This window comes from Bradyrhizobium sp. STM 3809 (genome assembly GCF_000239795.1).
In the GTDB taxonomy this organism is placed as follows: domain Bacteria; phylum Pseudomonadota; class Alphaproteobacteria; order Rhizobiales; family Xanthobacteraceae; genus Bradyrhizobium.
Window position 1 is genome coordinate 1 of sequence record NZ_CAFJ01000189.1, and the last position, 17,370, is coordinate 17,370.

Genomic DNA, 17,370 nt, shown 5'->3' on the forward strand with positions numbered 1-17,370 from the left:
CGAGGTGATCGAGCGCCTGCCCGGCACCGCCGCGGTCGGCCACGTCCGCTACGCGACGACAGGCGCGACGATCCTGCGCAACGTGCAGCCGCTGTTCGCCGAGCTCAACGCCGGCGGCTTCGCGGTCGGCCACAACGGCAACCTCACCAACGGCCTCACCTTGCGCCGCGAGCTGGTGCGTGCCGGCGCGATCATGCAGTCGACCACCGACACCGAGGTGATCCTGCATCTCGTCGCCCATTCCCGCCGCAGCAACTTCATCGACCGCTTCATCGAGGCGCTCCGCGCACTGGAGGGCGCCTACTCGCTGGTCTGCCTCACCAACAAGAAGCTGATCGGCGCCCGCGATCCTCTCGGCATCCGCCCGCTGGTCTATGGCGAGCTCGACGGCTGCCCGATCCTGGCGTCCGAGACCTGCGCGCTCGACATGATCGGCGCACGCTACATCCGCGACATCGAGCCCGGCGAAGTCGTCGTCTTCGACGAGACCGGCCTGCACAGCCACAAGCCGTTTCCGCCGAAGCCGGCGCGTCCCTGCGTGTTCGAATACATCTATTTCGCGCGTCCCGACTCCGTGGTCGGCGGCCGCTCGGTCTATGAGGTGCGCAAGGCGTTCGGGGCGCAGCTCGCGCGCGAGAGCCATCCCGAGGTGGATGTCGTCGTTCCCGTGCCGGATTCCGGCGTGCCGGCGGCGATCGGCTACAGCCAGTTTTCCGGGGTGCCGTTCGAGCTCGGCATCATCCGCAACCATTATGTCGGCCGCACCTTCATCCAGCCGACCCAGGCGATCCGCGAATCCGGCGTGCGCATGAAGCACTCGGCCAACCGCGCCGCGATCGAAGGCAAGCGCATCATCCTGATCGACGACTCGCTGGTGCGCGGCACCACCTCGCGCAAGATCGTGCGCATGATGCGCGACGCCGGTGCCACCGAGGTGCATTTCCGCCTGGCGTCGCCGCCGATTCTCTATCCCGACTATTACGGCATCGACCTGCCGGACCGCGGCGGCCTGCTGGCGGCGACGCATTCCCTGGAGGAGATGCGCGAGCTGATCGGCGCGGATTCGCTGGCCTTCCTGTCGATCGACGGCATGTACCGCGCCATGGGCGAGCCGGCCCGCGACCCCGCCGCGCCGAAATACGCCGACCACTGCTTCACCGGCAGCTACCCGACCAGCCTCACCGACCAGTCGCTGGTCGAGCCGACCCAGCAGCAGCTCTCGCTGCTGGCGGAAGCGAGCTGAGACCGTATCCACACGCCGTCCCAATGCTAAGACGGCGTCATCAGGACATGGCGCGATCGCCACACCCCGTCATTCCGGGGCGATGCGAAGCATCGAACCCGGAATCTCGGAATTGTCTTGCGCAACTCACCTCGAGATTCCGGGTTCGAGGCCTTGCGGCCTCGCCCCGGAATGACGGCGCTTGGGAAACAAGTCGTTCCGGCCTGGCGCGCGATTGGCGCCGGGACCCATAGCCAACGACCGCTGTTTGGCAGGCAGGGCTAGCCACAACCAGCCAACTCCATCATAACCGGCGCGGAGTATGGGTCCCGGCGCCAAGCGCGCAATCGCGCGCCAGGCCGGGACGACGAAGATCGAGACCTGCGGCCATGACCAACCTTCCCCTCGCCAATCGGATTGCCCTCGTCACCGGCGCCTCGCGCGGCATCGGCCATGCGACGGCGCGGGCGCTCGCCCGGGCCGGCGCCCATGTCGTGGCCGTCGCCCGCACGCAAGGAGGCCTGGAGGAACTCGACGACGAGATCCGCAAGGAGACAGGCCACGGCGCCACGCTGGTGCCGCTCAGCATGACCGACAGCGACGGTATCGCCCGGCTCGGCGCCGCGCTGCACGAGCGCCACGGCAAGCTCGACATCCTGGTCGGCAACGCCGCCGTGCCCGGCCCCTCCTCGCCGCTCGGCCATATCGATCTGAAGCCGTGGAACGACGTCGTCGCGGTCAATCTGACCGCCAACTTCCAGCTGATCCGCTGCATGGAGCCGCTGCTGAAAGTGTCGGATGCCGGCCGCGCCGTGTTCGTCACCTCAGGCGCCGCCCACAAGGCGCAGGCCTATCTCGGCCCCTATGCCGCGACCAAGGCCGCGCTGGAGACCCTGGCGCGCGTCTGGGCCCACGAGACCGAGCGCACGCCGCTCCGCGTGAATCTGTTCAGCCCCGGCCCGATCCGCACCCGCATGCGCGCCACCGTCTTCCCCGGCGAGGATCCGATGACTCTCGAGACCCCCGAGCAGGCCGCCGAGTTCATCCTGCCGATGTGCCTGCCCTCCTGGACCGAGACCGGCAAGTTCTACGACTACAAGAATCGCACACTGAAGAGTTTTCAGCCGCCGGCGTGAGTCGGCGCTATCGCAGGCCTGCGCGGCCCGCCGCGACCTCGACGAGGGCGATGGCGCGCTCGGGACAGGCGACGACGCACAGGCCGCAGGCGAGGCAGCGATCGCTGTTCGGCGTATGGGCCGTCTTCATACCGTGGACGCGCACGCGCAGCCGGCCCAGGAAGGACAGCGCGCGGAAATCCTCATCGCCGATCGGCGCGATGTCGAACACGTCGTAGGGGCAGACCTCGACGCAGTCGCCCTTGGCCTCGCATCGGTTGCGATCGACAACAGGCAGGAAGCGGCCGGGCTTGGCCTTGCAGCCGACACCGGGCCGCTTCGGATGCTGTGCGGCCTTGCGAACCTTGGCGGGATTGGTGCGCTTTGAAAGCGTCGGCTGGGTCTGGTCGGTCACCCGTCTGCTCCTGGTTCATCTGCGTCAGGCGGCAGCCGTGACGATGTGGGATTGCCAGTAGGCGCAGCGGCGTTCGTTGGCTTCAACATCGGCTGATCATGCCCAACCGCTTGCGACATCCCCCGCTGTCGTCCCGGCGAACGCCGGGACCCATAACCACCAGCGGTGATGTTTGCAGATGATGGCAACTCAGACTTTTGTCCCCACGCACATCACGCGGTATGGGTCCCGGCGTTCGCCGGGACGACAGCGGAGGATGTGGTCGACACCGCGACTCTCACTCACGCCACTCAAAACGGTAGTGAATGGAACAACTTGATCGCTCATTGCAGCACCACCTACTTCGGAGCCGGCGTCGCCGTCGCCGGCTTTGCGGCCGTGGCTTTCGCCGACGCCGGGATCTGCCGGTCCCGCACGGCCATCAGCTCCTTGCGCAGCTTCTCCTGCTGCTCCACCGACAGCACCGGCCGCTGGTCGTCATGCGGCAGGTCGTTGACCGGAAGGTAGTTGTAGGTGTTGTTGAAGCTCGCACCGGCCTCCGGCGCCGGCGTGGACGACGTCGCGCAGCCGGCGAGCGATAGCGTGGCCAGCAGGGCCGCTGCGACGGGCAGGGCGCGCGCAGCCGCGATCGTTCCGGGGCCTGGCACCGACCGGCTCATCGTGCCGCCGCCATCGTGGGCGCAGACAGCTGCGCCGTGAGGCCATGCTCGTTCGATTGCAGGCCCGGCAGGCTCCTCACCCAGGGATAGCCGCGCCGTCCCATCTCGAAGCCGCGATCGAACAGGGCGGTCATGTAGCTGCGGTCGAACGCGCCGTTGGGCTTGACCTGGAAATCGGCCGGCACGCTGGCGAGGTTGAAGTCGATGCCGTTGAACTTCGCCACCGAATAGATCCGGTAGATATCGCCGATGCCCTGGTTCTTGATCAGGGTCGTCAGCGAGCGCTGCGTCACCGACAGCACGTCGGCGCCGACGCTGTCCCATTCCGGATCGATGCGGGCGTTGCGGATGACGTAGAGATGCGCGCCGCTGACGCTGCGCCGTGGACCGCGGATGGAGACGAGGCGCAGCACCGACGGGCCGATGAACACCTGCCGCGTCACGCCGCCATCGACATGCAGCTCGTCGTAGTCCTTGTCGCCGATCCGCACCTTGATGCGCACCGGCGCGAAGGCGCCGGGCACGGTGGCGGAGGCGAGCAGCACCTGGCGGAACAGGTCGATCGCCTCGGGCGTGTCGCTGGCGGCGATGCGGCCCATGTCCCACAGCACCGGCCGCTGCGCATCGAGATTGGTGGTGCCGACCAGCAGCACCCTGCCCTTCGCGCTCTCGCGGGCGATGTCGCGCAGGAAGTCGCGGTCGACATATTTTTCGATCAGGCGCGACAGCGGCGTGTTGTCGGCCAGCGCCGCGCCCTGCAGCAGGCCGGGAAGGTTGACGGTGAAGATGTCCTTGCGCTCATAGGCGGTGAAGATCTCGCGCAGCCGTTCATCATGCGCACGGCCGAGGAACACGAACGGCGCCATGAGCGCGCCCGAGCTCACGCCCGTCACCATGTCGAAGGTCGGCCGGTTGCCGGCCTCGCTCCAGCCGGCCAGCAGACCGGCACCGAACGCGCCGTTCTCGGCCCCGCCGGAGATCGCCAGGAAGTTCATCGGACGCGACGCGGCCATTTCTGCCGAGGCGCGCTGCATCGAGGCTTCCGCCATGCGCGGCGACGCCTCGTCGCCCCAGTAGCGGACGTCGCGGAAGCCGACCGGCTCGGCATGAATGGCCGCCATCTCGGACGGCGCGTTGCGCGGCATGACGGCAGCGCAGCCGCCGAGCTGCAGCGACGCCATCAGCACGACCGCAACACGCGAGACAATGGCGCGGAAAGTCATGGCGGGCTTCATCGCGCGGGTTGCTGCTCCATGCTCGCGATATCAGGCGAAGGCGGCGGCGAGGAGGACCTGGCCTCGTCCGCGCCCTTGTCGGTCCAGCCCGGCGGCAAGCCGAGGCCCGCGCCGACGAATCCCTTCAGCCCCGGGAAGCGACCAAACTGCTCACATGCGGCATATTTAGGGGCGCCGCCGAACTTGGCAGGGACGCTGGAAACAGACGGCAATGAGGCCAGCGACGGCACGCCGGTGAACGGCGACTCGCCGGTCGACACCAGCCTTGCGAAATCGGCGCCGAATTCCGAAGCAAGGTCGTAGGCGTCGCCATCACTGGCCATGCGCGCCGTCGACACCGAATTGGCGCCGCGCGCCCAGACCATCGCGGCCTTCTGAAAGCCCGCGATGTCGCGCGCCTCGGCCTCGACCGACAGGGTGCCGAGACCGATCGGCAGCCGTGGCACCGGAACGGGCATGCCGGGCAGCGCCACGCTCTTGGCAATGGAAGCGGCCTGCGAGGCGGCCGACGCAGTCGCGTTGGTCGCCGTCGCGTGAGTGACGGTGGCCTGCACGATCAAATCGGCGTCCTCGCCCGGCGCGACCACGCGGAATCGCTCGCTCAGCCGCAGGCACATTTCGCGGCTGATGACATTGGCCACCAGCTTGCGCTCGGTCTCGTCCAGGGCGACGTCGGTCCGCGCTGGAAACGCGGTCGGCTCGATGCGGACCGTCTTGGCCTCGAGCAGGTCCTTCTTGTTCGCCTTGATCTGCGCGCGCGTCACCAGCCCGTTGGCGTCGGCGAGGCGATCGTAGCTCCTGAGCGAGCCGGCGCGCTCCAGCGGGGCGGTCGCACAGCCGGCGGTCGCCAGAGCCAGCGACAGCAGCGCTGTCCACTGCAGCGGGACAAGACCCTTCATCGGGGAGAGACCCATTGATAGATAGCTCACTCTAATTAAGTCCCACGAACCTTCCGGCTTGTCCATCTAAACTAGATCAAATTCTCTAGATAACCGCGGCGAGAAATATTATTTTATATTACAAGGCGTTGGCGGAGACGGACAAAGCGAGGCGGAAGTTGGGCAGGCGAGGTTTGAGGCGATGAGGCGATGAGGAAGGTCGATCCGGTCAGGCACGAGCAGAAGCGGCGGGAAATCCTCCAGGCCGCGTTGACGTGCTTTGTCAGGGACGGCTTTCACGGCGCCAGCACCACCGACATCTGCGCCGAGGCCGGGATCAGCCCGGGCCACCTCTATCACTACTTCGCCAGCAAGGAGACGATGATCCAGGCGCTGGTGGAGCAGAACCTCAGCCACGCCGCCTCCCGTCTCAAGGTCATCTTGACGGAGCCCGACGTCATCGAGGCGCTGGTGCTTGAGCTCGAGAGCACCAGCATCCGCCAGCCGCAGGCGCAGGTGCTGAGCGCCGAGGCGCTGGCCGAGGCCTGCCGCAATCCGGAGTTCGCGGCCATCGTCCATGCTCATGCGCGGGCGATGCGGGCGCTGCTGGTCGACTTCATCATCCGGGCCCAGCAGCGCGGCGACATCGACGCCGGCCTCGATCCCGAGGCGACGGCCAACATCCTGTTCCTCGTGGTCGACGGCGCCCGCGCCCTGCCGATCCGCAACCCGGACGTCGACGTCGCGCAGAGCACGCAGCATCTGCGTCTCATGCTGACGCGCTTCCTCAAGCCCGCCGCCGCGCCGGCGGTCGAGTGAGACCGCGCATCTCCATCGCCGCCAATTGACACCCTGCCCCGCGCGCGATTGACTGCATTCAACTAAGCGGATGACCGCAGCAGATCGGGGAGGATGCCATGACGCGAGGACGACGCGGACGCGCGAGTGGTCTTGCCCTGACGTTGCTGACGGCCGTCGTCGCGACCGCCGGCGCCCTGCTCCCGCACCGCGTCCATGCTGGCGAGATTCCAACCTTCGCCGTCGAGCCGTCCTGGCCGAAGCAGCTTCCCAACAACTGGATCCTCGGTCAGGTCGGCGGCATCACCGTCGATGCCCAGGGCCACATCTGGGTCATCCATCGCCCGCGCTCGCTGACCGACGACGAGAAGGGCGCAGCCCTCAACCCGCCGCGCTCGAAGTGCTGCATCCCGGCGCCGCCGGTGCTGGAGTTCGACACCGACGGCAATCTGCTGCGCGCCTGGGGCGGCCCTGGACCGGGCTATGAATGGGTCGGCCGCGAGCACGGCATCGAGGTCGACGAGCGCGGCTTCGTCTGGATCGGCGGCAACGCCGACAACGACAATGCGATCCTGAAATTCACGCTCGACGGCCAGTTCGTGGCGCAGATCGGAGCGATCGCGCCGAGCAAGGGCTCCAACGACACGACGCAGCTCGGCAAGCCCGCGGAGACCGCGATCGACAAGGACGCGAACGAAATCTACGTCGCCGACGGCTATGGCAACCGCCGCGTCATCGTGTTCGACGCGACGACGCTGGCCTATAAGCGGCATTGGGGCGCCTATGGCCACGTGCCCGACGATGCCAGGCAGCCGCCCTATGATCCCAAGGCCCCCGTATCGCAGCAGTTCGGCAATCCCGTGCACTGCGTGAAGATCGCCGACGACGGCCTCGTCTATGTCTGCGACCGCATCAATGACCGCATCCAGGTGTTCAAGAAGGACGGCACCTTCGTGACCGAATGGTTCTTCGAGAAAGCGACGCTCGGCAACGGCGCGGTCTGGGACATCGCGATCTGGCCCGATCCGAAGCAGACCTATTTGTTGTCCGCCGACGGCGAGAACAACGAGATCCGGATCATCCGCCGCGCCGATGGCAACGTCGTCGGCGCTTTCGGCCACAATGGCCGCAATGCCGGCCAATTCCACTGGGTGCACGCGATGGCGGTCGACAAGCAGGGCAACGTTTATACCGCCGAGGTCGACACCGGAAAGCGCATCCAGAAATTCCGGCTGACCTCGGACGCGCTGCGTTAACGCTCTCTCCTGTCGCACAAAGCTTGGGCGGGCCTGCCCCCTTTGGCGCATTGAAGCCACTGCGGAGACCGGCTAATCAGGATGACAGACGGCAAAGGGCGCCGAAGATGCCCCGCCGCGACACGACACAACGAGACACCAGGGAGGATTTTGATGACGACGTCTCATGCGCGGCGGATTGCCGCGCTGCTTGCCGCCACCACGCTCAGCTTTGCCGGCTCCGCCTTCGCCGACGACAAGGTCGTCAAGATCGGCGTGCTCAACGACATGTCGAGCCTCTATGCCGACATCGGCGGCCCGAACTCGGTGGCCGCGATCAACATGGCGGTCGAGGATTCCGGCCTGAAGGCCAAGGGCTGGACCATTGAGGTCATCAGCGGCGATCACCAGAACAAGCCCGACATCGGCGTCAACATCGGCCGGCAGTGGATCGACACCCAGAAGGTCGACGTGATCATGGACACGCCGAACTCCGGCGTGGCGCTGGCCGTCTCCAACCTGGTCAAGGACAAGAACGTGGTCCTGATCAATTCCGGCGGCGCGACGGCCGACCTCACCGGCAAGGCCTGCAACGCCAACACCATCTCCTTCACCTACGACACCTACATGCTGGCGAACGGCACCGGCAAGGCGCTGACCAAGTCCGGCGGCGACAGCTGGTTCTTCCTGACCGCGGACTACGCGTTCGGCCAGGCGCTGGAGCGCGACACATCGGCGGTGGTGACGGCCAATGGCGGCAAGGTGCTCGGCTCGGTGAAGCATCCGCTCAACACCGCCGACTTCTCCTCCTTCCTGCTACAGGCGCAGTCGTCCAAGGCGAAGGTCATCGGCCTCGCCAATGCCGGCGGCGACACCACCAACGCGATCAAGCAGGCCTCGGAGTTCGGCATCGTGCAGGGCGGCCAGAAGCTCGCCGCGCTGCTGCTGTTCGTCAACGACGTGCACGCGCTCGGCCTGAAGGTCGCCCAGGGACTGACTTTCACGGAATCGTTCTACTGGGACCTGAACGAGCAGACCCGCGCCTGGTCCAACCGCTTCATCAAGCTGTCGCCCAAGGGCACGATGCCGTCGATGACGGTCGCCGGAAACTACGCCGGCACGCTGCATTACCTGAAGGCGCTGGAAGCGCTTGGCGGCAATCCGCATGACGGCGCCAAGGTCGTGGCCAAGATGAAGGAGATCCCGACCGACGATCCGCTGTTCGGCAAGGGCCCACTGCGCGCCGACGGCCGCCGCCTGATCCCGGCCTATCTGTTCGAGGTCAAGAAGCCGGAGGAGTCCAAATATCCCTGGGACTACTACAAGCTGATCGCGACCATCCCCGCCGAGGACGCGGCCAAGCCGCTCGAAGCCAGCGAGTGCCCGCTGGTGAAGAAGTAGGTCTGCGAGTCACCGCCTGTTGCCTCTCGCCCAGAACACGCTGCTCATGTCCCGATGTGCAGCGCGCCCTCGGCGCCTGATCCTCATGGTGAGGAGGCGCGCAGCGCCGTCTCGAACCATGAGGCCCCTGTTCTATCCCCCTCATCCGAGACGCATCCTACGACGCATTCAGGATGAGGGTTTTTCGTCGCGCGCACGCAGCGTCCGCACCGCGATCGCGAGCGCCACGATCAGCAGCGCCGAGGCCAGCAGGAATGGCGCCCCTGGCAGATGCAGCGGCGCATTCGCGCCGATGAAATAGGCGAACGTCAGCGTGAACAGGAACGGCCCGGCAAGCTGGGCCATGCTCTGCACGCTCGACGTCGCGCCCTGCAGCTGGCCCTGCCGGTCCGGCGGCACCAGCCGTGTCATCAGCGCCTGGATCGCCGCGCCCGAGACGCCCCACAGCGCCATCGCGGGAATGCCGAGCCAGCTGAGCCTGCCAGTGGGCGCGAGGCCGAAGATCAGGAAACCGACCGTGCCGGCGCCCAGCCCGAGCATGAGCGCGCCGCGCTCGCCGAGCGACCGCACGATGAAGCCGACCGCCCCGCCCTGCACGATCATGGCGCAGACGCCGACGATGGCCAGCGTCAGGCCGACCGTGCGCGNCGTCCCAGCCATAGCGGTAGGTCGCGTACAGCACGAAGGTCGACGGCAGCACGACATGGGCGAGCTGGGTGATGAAGTTGACCAGCGACAGGCCGGCGAGCGTCCGCTCCGAGCGCAGCAGGCGCAGCGCCCCGAGCGGGCTCGCCGCGCGCCAGCGGAACGGGCTGCGCCGCTCCGAGGGCAGCGATTCCGGCAGCACCAGGAGGCCATACAGCGCATTGGCGAAGCTCAGCCCGGCGGCCGCCCAGAACGGCAGCCGCGGATCGATGTCGCCGAGCAGGCCGCCGGTGGCCGGCCCGAGCACGAAGCCGGCGCCGAACGCCGCGCCGATGCGGCCGAACACCGCGGCCCGGCGGTCGGGCGGCGTGAGGTCGGAGATGTAGGCGAAGGCGGTGGCGATGCTGGCCGAGGTGACGCCGGAGATCAGCCGCCCGGCGAACAGCCAGGCCAGCGACGGCGCCAGCGCCATCAATACGTAGTCCGCTGCCAGGCCGAAGTTCGACAACAGGATGACCGGCCGCCGCCCGAACCGGTCCGACAGGCTGCCGAGCACCGGCGAGAACACGAACTGCATCAGCGCCCAGGCGGTGCCGAACAGCCCGAAGATGCGCGCCGCCTGCGCCGTGTCGTTGCCGACGAAGCCCTCGATCAGCTTCGGCAGGATCGGCATGATCAGCCCGAGCGCGAGCATGTCGAGCAGGATGGTGACGAAGATGAACGCCACCGCGCCCCGACGCGGCTCAGGCGGCGATGTCATCTCGTCGGATGTCTGGCTGTCGGGACGAAGCATGACCTGCGCTCGGTACAACGCCCGCAGCAACGCAGGACGGCGGGGGACTTATACACGCGGAGCCGAGGGCAGCAATGTGGGAGTATCACGTGGCGGGCCGCCGCGATGAATGCACCGCAAAACTGCGCGCATCACTGACCCACATCACGAGCCGCGTAATCGGCTCGACCACGCGCCGGATCTCGCCTTGCAGCAAGCCGCTTGCTTGCGCATCAGGCCCTCGCCCTTCAACAGCCGCCACACCACCGTGCCGTGATCCATTCGCACCGGAATCAGACCAGGAGATCCATCTGACGCTGGCGGCTTGATCATCTGTTTTAATACGAACCGCGCACGCCGTGATGCCCGGAATGATCAACAGCTTATTGGATCAGATATGGATTCTCAGCCAAACATCTCTGAATCGCCTCCTCTGGTACCGCTGCTAAGGAAGCGCGCAGCTTGCTCCACGTTGACGAGCCAATGTCCCAGCGAGATCCAAACGCAGCGCCGGGAAACTCCTCGGCCCATTCGGTCCTCCGGGCCTTGAGATCCTCTCTTGTAAGGAGGTGCGCCAGCGGACTCCCGCATCCAATCTTAGTTAAGCCCTACTCCCACTCGATTATCTCTACATCTTCTAAGTTTTGATTTTTCCTGACTCTTCCGAGAGACCATTGCAGCACGCCGCTGACGCGACCGACAGATTTCTTTCGTTTTGATTCCACAAGAATATTTCGTGGTCTGCGCGCTTGGCGCCCTTCATGATCTATCGCCTGCCATTGCCGGGGCGGCAACGGAAAATCGCCAGACGATCGTCTGGCATCATCTCCTCTCGGGGGGCAGCATGACGAGGGCCACGTTGCTGCGATCACGGAGTGGCGTTAGCAGGCCAGCGGCACGTGCGGTGGTCGTCGCAGGGGAGAGGCTGACAAAGACGGCGTACTTGAGATCTGGGCCGGCCCGCTGTCCAAGGTCTCAGACGTTGGCGAATACGCCGCGCGAGCCGCGTCAGGGTGGCGCTGGTCTGGCAAGACCAGCATTCGATCTTATGAAAGCTGACCGCAAGATCACCGCGAGCGAGCTGCGGCTGGCCACGCCATGGCGCGGACGCAGTGGTCGCTCAAAGGCCCGCGCCCTTTGCGATCGCCGCGGTGAATGACCGGTCGAGGATGGCCGCCGCGTCGAGCCGTTCCTTGATCAGGCCGGTGCGGGTGTAGAGGTCGATGGTCTTCTGCTCGTCTGCGACGACGGCGTCGTCGATCGGGACGATGCGGACCTGGGCGCGCTTGGGCCAGTTGAGCGGCACGGCGGGCGGGATGTTCATCAGCTTTCCCCAGGTCTCGGCGTAGCTTTCGACATGGCCGAGCGACCAGGCGCGGGCGGCGGCCAGCCGCTGGACGAAATCCTCCAGTGCCGCGCGGTGCTCTTTGATCGCTGTCGGCGTGGCGACCTGGAAGCTCAGGCCGGGCGTCAGTCCCTCGCCGGTGATGACGCGGCGCGACCTGAACAGCACCTCCTCCTGGCTGACATAGGGCTCCCATGTCGACCAGGCGTCGACCGAGCCCTGGGTGTAGGCGACCTTGGCATCCGACGGTGGCAGGAAGACGAGCTGGATGTCGCTGGTGGTCCAGCCGCGCGATTCCAGCGCCGCAAGCACCAATTGGTGTCCGATAGACCCGCGGCCGGTCGCAATCTTCCTGCCCTTGAGATCGTCGAAGCTCTTGATCGGCGAAGTCTCCGGCACCAGCATCGCCAACCCCTCCTGGGTCTGGCGGATCGCAGCGATCGCCTTGACGGGCACGCCGGAGGCGGCTGCGAAGGTGAAGGGCGCATCGCCGACGAGGCCGGTGTCGATCGCGCCGGCGCTGAGCGCCTCCAGCAGCGGCGCCGCGGCGACGAACTCCTTCCATTCGATGGTGTAGGGCACGTCCTTGAGCACGCCCGCCGCCTCCATCACGGCGCGCGCATTGCCCTTCTGGTCACCGACGCGCAGTGTCACCTGCGCGAAGGCCGAGGCGGTGAATGCGAGCAGCAGGCCCGCAGCCAGGAGAACGCGCTTCATTCCGCCGCGACTCCCTTCGCGCCCTGCCGCCGCGCGATCAGCGCGCGCGTCGCCGGGATCAGCGCGCGGCCATAGTCGATGGCATCGATCAGCGGATCGAAGCCACGGATCAGGAAATGACTGATGCCGAGATCGTAGTAGTCGCCGAACACCTCGGCCACCTGCTCCGGCGTGCCGACCAGCGCCGTGGTGTTGCTGTTGGCGCCGGTGAGCTTGGCGATCTCAGTCCACAGCCGCTTGTCGACGCGCTTGCCCTGCTCGGCGATCGCGAGCAGGCGCTTGGCGCCGTCGGTGGCGTGGCCGTCGGCCGGCTTGCGGTAGCCGGTCTGGTCCTGCAGCGCGGTGGCGCGCTCCAGGATGTCCTGCGCCCTCGCCCAGGCCTTCTCCTCGGTGTCGGCGAGGATCGGGCGCACCGACAGCGAGAAGCGCGGCGCCGGACGGCCGTGCTTCGCCGCGGCCGCGCTGACGCGGGCGACCTGTTCGCGCACCTGCGCGTAGGACTCGCCCCACAGCGCGTAGGTATCGGCATGTCTGCCCGCGACGTCGATCGCGGCATCCGAGGCGCCGCCGAAATAGATCCGGATGCCCTCCTTGCGATACGGCTTGACCTGCGCGAACGCATTCTCGACCTGGTAGTACTTGCCGGCGTAGCTGAACGGTTTGTCGCTGGTCCATTCGGCCCTGACGATATCGAGGAACTCGCTGGTGCGGGCATAGCGCTCGCTCTTGTCATCCAGCGTGTTGCCGTCCTGGCGCAGCTCGGTGGCATTGCCGCCGGTGATGACGTGCAGCGCGACGCGGCCCTTCGAGAACTGGTCGAGCACCGCGAACTGCCGCGCCAGCAGGGTCGGCGAGGTGAAGCCCGGCCGCTGCGCGATCAGCACGTTGAGCCTCGAGGTGACACCGAGCACGTGCTGGGCCACCTGCAGGCTGTCCGGCGAGGTCGAGTGGAACGCGAGCAGCGCGCGGTCGAAGCCGGCATTCTCATGCGCCTTCGCCACCGTCTCGATGTGCACGGGATCGAGCACCGGTCCCTGGCGGATGATGATCTCGGACGAATTGTTGTTGGAAATGAAGCCGATGAATTCGATCTCGGACATGTGTCCTGTCTCCTCAGATTGTCAAAGTCCAAGCGCCAGACGGCCGGCGGCGATGCGCGTGGCGTCGTCCTGCGGGGTGTGAACGCGGCCGCACAGCACGTCGCGATAATGCCGCTCGAGCGGATTGGCGCGGCTGAGGCCGTGATTGCTCGACAGCGACAGCGCGTCCTCGACTGCCGCAACCGCATTGTTCGTGACAGTGAGCTTGATGATGTTGCCCTCGACCGGGCTGACCACTCGGCCCTCGTCGAAATCGCGCGCGACGCTCTCGATCAGCCGCGCATTGACCTGCAGCCGCGCCTCGATCGCGCCGAGCACCTCCTGCGCACGCGGCAGAGTCGACAGCGGTGCGCCGAGGCTCGACGGTGTGCGCGTCTTGAGGAAGTCGACGATCCAGTTGCGCGCCGCACGCGCGACGCCGTCATAGATCGCACCGACGAAGGCGGCATGGACCAGCGCCTGGGTCGGATTCTGCACGCGCCAGTCGGCGGGCCTGCGCAGCTCGATCTCGTGGTCGAGCGGGATCACGACGTCGTCGAACACGACGTCGTGGCTGCCGCTGGCGCGCAGGCCGAGATGGTCCCAGGTTTCCACGATGCTGATTCCGGGGAGCCCGGCCTGCACCAGGAACAGGCCGAGCCGCGGCTCGGCCTCGTCGGTCCTCGCCCATACCGAGTACCAGGACAGGATCGGCGCGCCGGTCGAATAGATCTTGTGGCCGCTCAGCCGCCAGCCGGTCTCGGTGCGGCGCGCGATCGTCTCCGGCAAGCCACCGCGCGACGGTGAGCCGAGCGCGGGCTCGACGCGGAAGGTGTTGATCAGCGCGCCGCGCTCGATCGAGTCCCGCTGTAGCTTGCGGGCCAGCCGCGACGGGTATTCCTGCTGCCGCGCCATCACGAAGTGCTGGATGTAGTGCATCGCCAGGACGAGCGCCGTCGACGGGTCGGCTTCGGCGATGATTCCGAGCACGCGGGCCGTCAGACCCGCGCCGGCACCATGGCCGCCGAGGGCCGTCGGCACGGTCAGCGACAGCAGACCGGCCTCGAACAGATCCTTGAAATTTTGGAACGGAAAGCTGCGGTCGCGATCATGGGCCGGCGCGCGGCCGGCGAAGACAGGCACCAGCCGCAGCGCGCGTGCGATCAGTTCGTCTTCATTGTCAACGCCGGTCTGGCGTGGCGTGAGGCTTTCAATGACGGCTACCATGTCGCTTCCAACCCGAGGAGACCGAGGATCTGCCGGCGCAGGTCGGCAAGATGCGGATCGCCGCGATGCCGCGGATAAGGCCTGTCCACGACGATGTCGGCCTTGATGCGCGCCGGGCGGTCGCTGAGCACGATGACGCGATTGGCGAGCACCAGCGCCTCCTCGACGTCGTGGGTGACGAGCAGGGTCGTGAAGCCCTTGCGCTGCCACAGCGCCACCAATTCCGCCTGCATGGCGATCCGCGTCAGCGAGTCGAGCTTGCCGAGCGGCTCGTCGAGCACCAGCACCTTGGGATCGTTGACGAGCGCCCGCGCCAGTGCGACGCGCTGCGCCATGCCGCCGGAGAGCTGATGCGGATAGGCATTCTTGAAGTCGGTGAGGCCGACGAGATCCAGCGCGGCATCGACGCGGTGGCGCTGCTTCTTGAGGATACCCTGGGCCTCCAACCCGAGCGCGACATTGTCCCAGACCGTGCGCCACGGAAACAGCGTCGGATCCTGGAACACGACGACGCGCGAGGGATGCGGTCCCCTGATGCCGACCTCGTCCTCGCGCAAGGTCCCGCTGCGCGGCTTGTCGAGGCCGGCGATCAGACGCAGCAGGGTCGACTTGCCGCAGCCGGACGGCCCGAGCAGCGCGACGAACTCGCCGGGCTCGACGATCAGGCTGACGTCGTCGAGCACCTTCAGCTCGGCGCCGTCAATGTCGAAGGCATGGTCGACATGGGCGATGTCGATCGCCGCGCCGGGGACTTGCGCCCGCGCGACTTCGGCTGCAGCTACCATTTGACGACACCCTTCTGCCAGACCAGCACGCGGTCGCGCGTCTTGAACAGCAACGTGATCGCGCCGGAGCACAACAGGGACATCACCAACAGCGCGGCATACATGTTGGCGTACGCCGCCCAGCCCTGCGCCCATTGCAGATACCAGCCAAGCCCGGCCTTGACGCCGATCATCTCGGCGATGACCAGCACCGCGAACGAGGCGCCGAGCCCCATGAACAGGCCGACGAAGACGTGCGGGAGCGCCGCGGGGATCGCGACTTTGAGGACCAGGAACCACGGCCTGGCGCCGAGCGTGCGCGCGACGTCGTAGTAGGCTGTCGGCACGCTCGCGACGCCGGACCACGTCAACACCGTGACGGGAAAGCCGGTCGCAAGCGCAATGAGGAAGGTCGACGCGCTCCAGCTGGTGGGGAAGGTGAAGAACGCGATCGGCAGCCACGCGGTGGCCGGCACGGGACCGATGAAGCGCAACACCGGATGCACCCAATAGCCGATCCGCGTCGACCAGCCGATCGACACCCCGGTCACGAAGCCGATGGCGGCACCGATGACGTAGCCGCCGAGCTGCAGCTTGATCGAGGCAACGACGCTGTCGAGCAGCTTTGGCAGATCGTCGGTGTAGACCTCGATGATGGCCTGCGGCGGCGGAAAGAACGGCAGCGGCAGCCAGGCGAACTTCGCGCTGGCCAACTCCCACAGCGAGAAGAACACGCCGAGCGCAAGCAGCCACGGGCTGCGCTTGCGCAAGGCCGAGCCGACACGGCCGAGCTGCGCCGCAGCGACGCTCACAACGAGCACGAGCCCGGCGATCACGAACGCCGCGATCGCGAGATCCGTGGTACGGGACCAGTCGCCGACGTCCTCGCGGACCAGGCAGGCCGCACCGAAAGCGGCCCAGGCCAGCGCAGCCGCGATGCCGGGCGCCACCTCGCGGAGCTTGTCGGCGAGCCCGCTGCTGCGCGCGATGCCGCCGGCGGGGGCGTCAGACAGCGAAAATGTCGACATAGATGCGCTCGGCGAATTTGCTGGTGTCCGTGCTCGGCTTGAAGACGGAGACGACCTTGAGGTCGTCGGCATACGCCTTCAGCTCCTGCTTGAGCGGCTGACCATGCGGATGATGATGATGGGTGTGATAGCGCACCATGCCCTCGAGATCGGCCAGCGTCGCCTGCTTCGGCGCATAGGGCTGGAACGACTTCGCTGCCTCGACCGGGTTTTCTGCGGTGAACATCGCGGCATCGAGCAGCGCCTGGGTGATGGCGCGCCCGACCTGGGGCTCCTCGCGCACCAGGCTGCCGCGCAGGCCGAGGATGCAGCAGACGCGGTTCTGATACTCGCCGTCGAGATTGGAGGCGACCTCCCTGTAGGCGGGATCCTTGAGCCAGAGATAAGCGAGCGGATCGGAGGCCAGGAACGCCTGCGTCTCGCCCTTGTCAGCGGCGACGTTGACGACGGCGCCGGGATAGACGCGCCAGTCGACGTCCTTGACCGGATCGATGCCGAGCCGCGCCAGCTGGATCGAGAAGAAGTTCTTGTCGGGACCGCCGAGATCGCCGACCGCCACCGCCTTGCCCTTGAGGTCGGCGAGCTTGGTGATGCCGGAATCGGTGCGCGCCAGCACGCGCATGCAGCCGCCATGGGTGCCCGCGGCGATCTTGACGTCAAAGCCCTGCTCCAGCGGCTTCAGCCAGCGCAGCGCCATGCCGAGGCCGGCATCGCTCTTGCCGGTCGCGATCGCCTCGAGCAGCTGATCGGTCGAGCCGGAATAGTTGATCAGCTCGACGTCGAGATTGTACTTCTTGAAGAAGCCCTGGTCGATCGCCACCGGCACCGGCGTCAG

At 67.0% G+C, this 17,370-nt stretch carries 15 protein-coding genes and 1 pseudogene; 5 read left to right on the top strand and 11 right to left on the bottom strand.

Going from position 1 to position 17,370, the window contains the following annotated elements:
• Together purF and BRAS3809_RS10185 are read left to right on the top strand one after the other, a co-directional pair.
• Positions 1–1,243 (top strand): amidophosphoribosyltransferase (purF, locus tag BRAS3809_RS10180; RefSeq protein WP_035655951.1); only part of this gene is annotated, 1,243 nt, incomplete at its 5' end.
• 368 nt (positions 1,244–1,611) lie between these two features.
• Positions 1,612–2,358, top strand: a complete 747-nt coding sequence (locus BRAS3809_RS10185) for an SDR family NAD(P)-dependent oxidoreductase (protein ID WP_008962005.1) — start codon at positions 1,612–1,614, stop codon at positions 2,356–2,358.
• Positions 2,359–2,365: 7 nt separating this feature from the next.
• Here BRAS3809_RS10185 and BRAS3809_RS10190 read toward each other — a convergent pair whose 3' ends face one another.
• The 4 genes from BRAS3809_RS10190 to BRAS3809_RS10205 all read right to left on the bottom strand — a co-directional run bounded on the left by BRAS3809_RS10190 (position 2,366) and on the right by BRAS3809_RS10205 (position 5,575).
• Positions 2,366–2,752, bottom strand: coding sequence for an ATP-binding protein (locus tag BRAS3809_RS10190; protein WP_008962006.1), 387 nt, complete (start codon positions 2,750–2,752; stop codon positions 2,366–2,368).
• A gap of 338 nt (positions 2,753–3,090) precedes the next feature.
• A complete protein-coding gene (locus BRAS3809_RS10195; protein WP_240535641.1) occupies positions 3,091–3,399 on the bottom strand; it encodes a hypothetical protein in 309 nt (102 codons plus the stop codon).
• A gap of 8 nt (positions 3,400–3,407) precedes the next feature.
• Positions 3,408–4,646, bottom strand: a complete 1,239-nt coding sequence (locus tag BRAS3809_RS10200; protein WP_008962008.1) for a patatin-like phospholipase family protein — start codon at positions 4,644–4,646, stop codon at positions 3,408–3,410.
• Positions 4,643–5,575: a DUF3313 domain-containing protein gene (locus tag BRAS3809_RS10205; protein WP_008962009.1), complete on the bottom strand. Its 933-nt coding sequence runs from the start codon at positions 5,573–5,575 to the stop codon at positions 4,643–4,645. The genes BRAS3809_RS10200 and BRAS3809_RS10205 overlap by 4 nt, the downstream gene beginning before the upstream one ends.
• Positions 5,576–5,734: 159 nt before the next feature.
• Here BRAS3809_RS10205 and BRAS3809_RS10210 point away from each other — a divergent pair, with 159 nt between their 5' ends.
• The 3 genes from BRAS3809_RS10210 (at position 5,735) to BRAS3809_RS10220 (ending at position 8,958) form a co-directional block, all read left to right on the top strand.
• Entirely contained in the window at positions 5,735–6,343 is a 609-nt protein-coding gene (locus BRAS3809_RS10210; protein ID WP_008962010.1) for a TetR/AcrR family transcriptional regulator, read from the top strand.
• Between the two features lie 98 nt (positions 6,344–6,441).
• Positions 6,442–7,578, top strand: a complete 1,137-nt coding sequence (locus tag BRAS3809_RS10215) for an NHL repeat-containing protein (RefSeq protein ID WP_008962011.1) — start codon at positions 6,442–6,444, stop codon at positions 7,576–7,578.
• Positions 7,579–7,731: 153 nt separating this feature from the next.
• Positions 7,732–8,958 carry an ABC transporter substrate-binding protein gene (locus BRAS3809_RS10220; RefSeq protein WP_008962012.1) on the top strand — a complete coding sequence of 409 codons (1,227 nt, stop codon included), beginning with the start codon at positions 7,732–7,734 and terminating at the stop codon, positions 8,956–8,958.
• A gap of 168 nt (positions 8,959–9,126) precedes the next feature.
• Here BRAS3809_RS10220 and BRAS3809_RS10225 read toward each other — a convergent pair.
• From BRAS3809_RS10225 to BRAS3809_RS10255, 7 genes and pseudogenes are all read right to left on the bottom strand, one after another.
• Positions 9,127–10,396 (bottom strand): annotated as a pseudogene (locus BRAS3809_RS10225) (TCR/Tet family MFS transporter).
• Between the two features lie 1,099 nt (positions 10,397–11,495).
• Positions 11,496–12,437, bottom strand: a complete 942-nt coding sequence (locus BRAS3809_RS10230) for an ABC transporter substrate-binding protein (RefSeq protein ID WP_008962016.1) — start codon at positions 12,435–12,437, stop codon at positions 11,496–11,498.
• Complete coding sequence (locus BRAS3809_RS10235; protein WP_008962017.1) at positions 12,434–13,537, bottom strand: LLM class flavin-dependent oxidoreductase; 1,104 nt, start codon at positions 13,535–13,537, stop codon at positions 12,434–12,436. Before BRAS3809_RS10235 ends, BRAS3809_RS10230 begins: the two co-directional genes overlap by 4 nt.
• Before the next feature lie 21 nt (positions 13,538–13,558).
• The gene (locus BRAS3809_RS10240; RefSeq protein WP_008962018.1) at positions 13,559–14,743 is read right to left on the bottom strand and encodes an acyl-CoA dehydrogenase family protein; all 1,185 of its coding nucleotides are present in this window, start codon (positions 14,741–14,743) and stop codon (positions 13,559–13,561) included.
• Positions 14,737–15,528: an ABC transporter ATP-binding protein gene (locus tag BRAS3809_RS10245; protein WP_008962019.1), complete on the bottom strand. Its 792-nt coding sequence runs from the start codon at positions 15,526–15,528 to the stop codon at positions 14,737–14,739. The genes BRAS3809_RS10240 and BRAS3809_RS10245 overlap by 7 nt, the downstream gene beginning before the upstream one ends.
• On the bottom strand, positions 15,522–16,535 hold the full coding sequence (locus BRAS3809_RS10250) for an ABC transporter permease (protein WP_008962020.1): 1,014 nt from the start codon (positions 16,533–16,535) through the stop codon (positions 15,522–15,524). The genes BRAS3809_RS10245 and BRAS3809_RS10250 overlap by 7 nt, the downstream gene beginning before the upstream one ends.
• On the bottom strand, positions 16,513–17,370 hold an 858-nt coding region (locus tag BRAS3809_RS10255), incomplete at its 5' end, for an ABC transporter substrate-binding protein (protein ID WP_035655956.1). The genes BRAS3809_RS10250 and BRAS3809_RS10255, both read right to left, overlap by 23 nt.

Coding starts and splice junctions, on each gene's coding strand:
- BRAS3809_RS10185 (WP_008962005.1), top strand. CDS start 1,612: ATGACCAACCTTCCCCTCGCCAATCGGATTGCCCTCGTCACCGGCGCC.
- BRAS3809_RS10200 (WP_008962008.1), bottom strand. CDS start 4,646: ATGAAGCCCGCCATGACTTTCCGCGCCATTGTCTCGCGTGTTGCGGTC.
- BRAS3809_RS10210 (WP_008962010.1), top strand. CDS start 5,735: ATGAGGAAGGTCGATCCGGTCAGGCACGAGCAGAAGCGGCGGGAAATC.
- BRAS3809_RS10215 (WP_008962011.1), top strand. CDS start 6,442: ATGACGCGAGGACGACGCGGACGCGCGAGTGGTCTTGCCCTGACGTTG.
- BRAS3809_RS10220 (WP_008962012.1), top strand. CDS start 7,732: ATGACGACGTCTCATGCGCGGCGGATTGCCGCGCTGCTTGCCGCCACC.
- BRAS3809_RS10230 (WP_008962016.1), bottom strand. CDS start 12,437: ATGAAGCGCGTTCTCCTGGCTGCGGGCCTGCTGCTCGCATTCACCGCC.
- BRAS3809_RS10235 (WP_008962017.1), bottom strand. CDS start 13,537: ATGTCCGAGATCGAATTCATCGGCTTCATTTCCAACAACAATTCGTCC.
- BRAS3809_RS10240 (WP_008962018.1), bottom strand. CDS start 14,743: ATGGTAGCCGTCATTGAAAGCCTCACGCCACGCCAGACCGGCGTTGAC.
- BRAS3809_RS10245 (WP_008962019.1), bottom strand. CDS start 15,528: ATGGTAGCTGCAGCCGAAGTCGCGCGGGCGCAAGTCCCCGGCGCGGCG.
- BRAS3809_RS10250 (WP_008962020.1), bottom strand. CDS start 16,535: ATGTCGACATTTTCGCTGTCTGACGCCCCCGCCGGCGGCATCGCGCGC.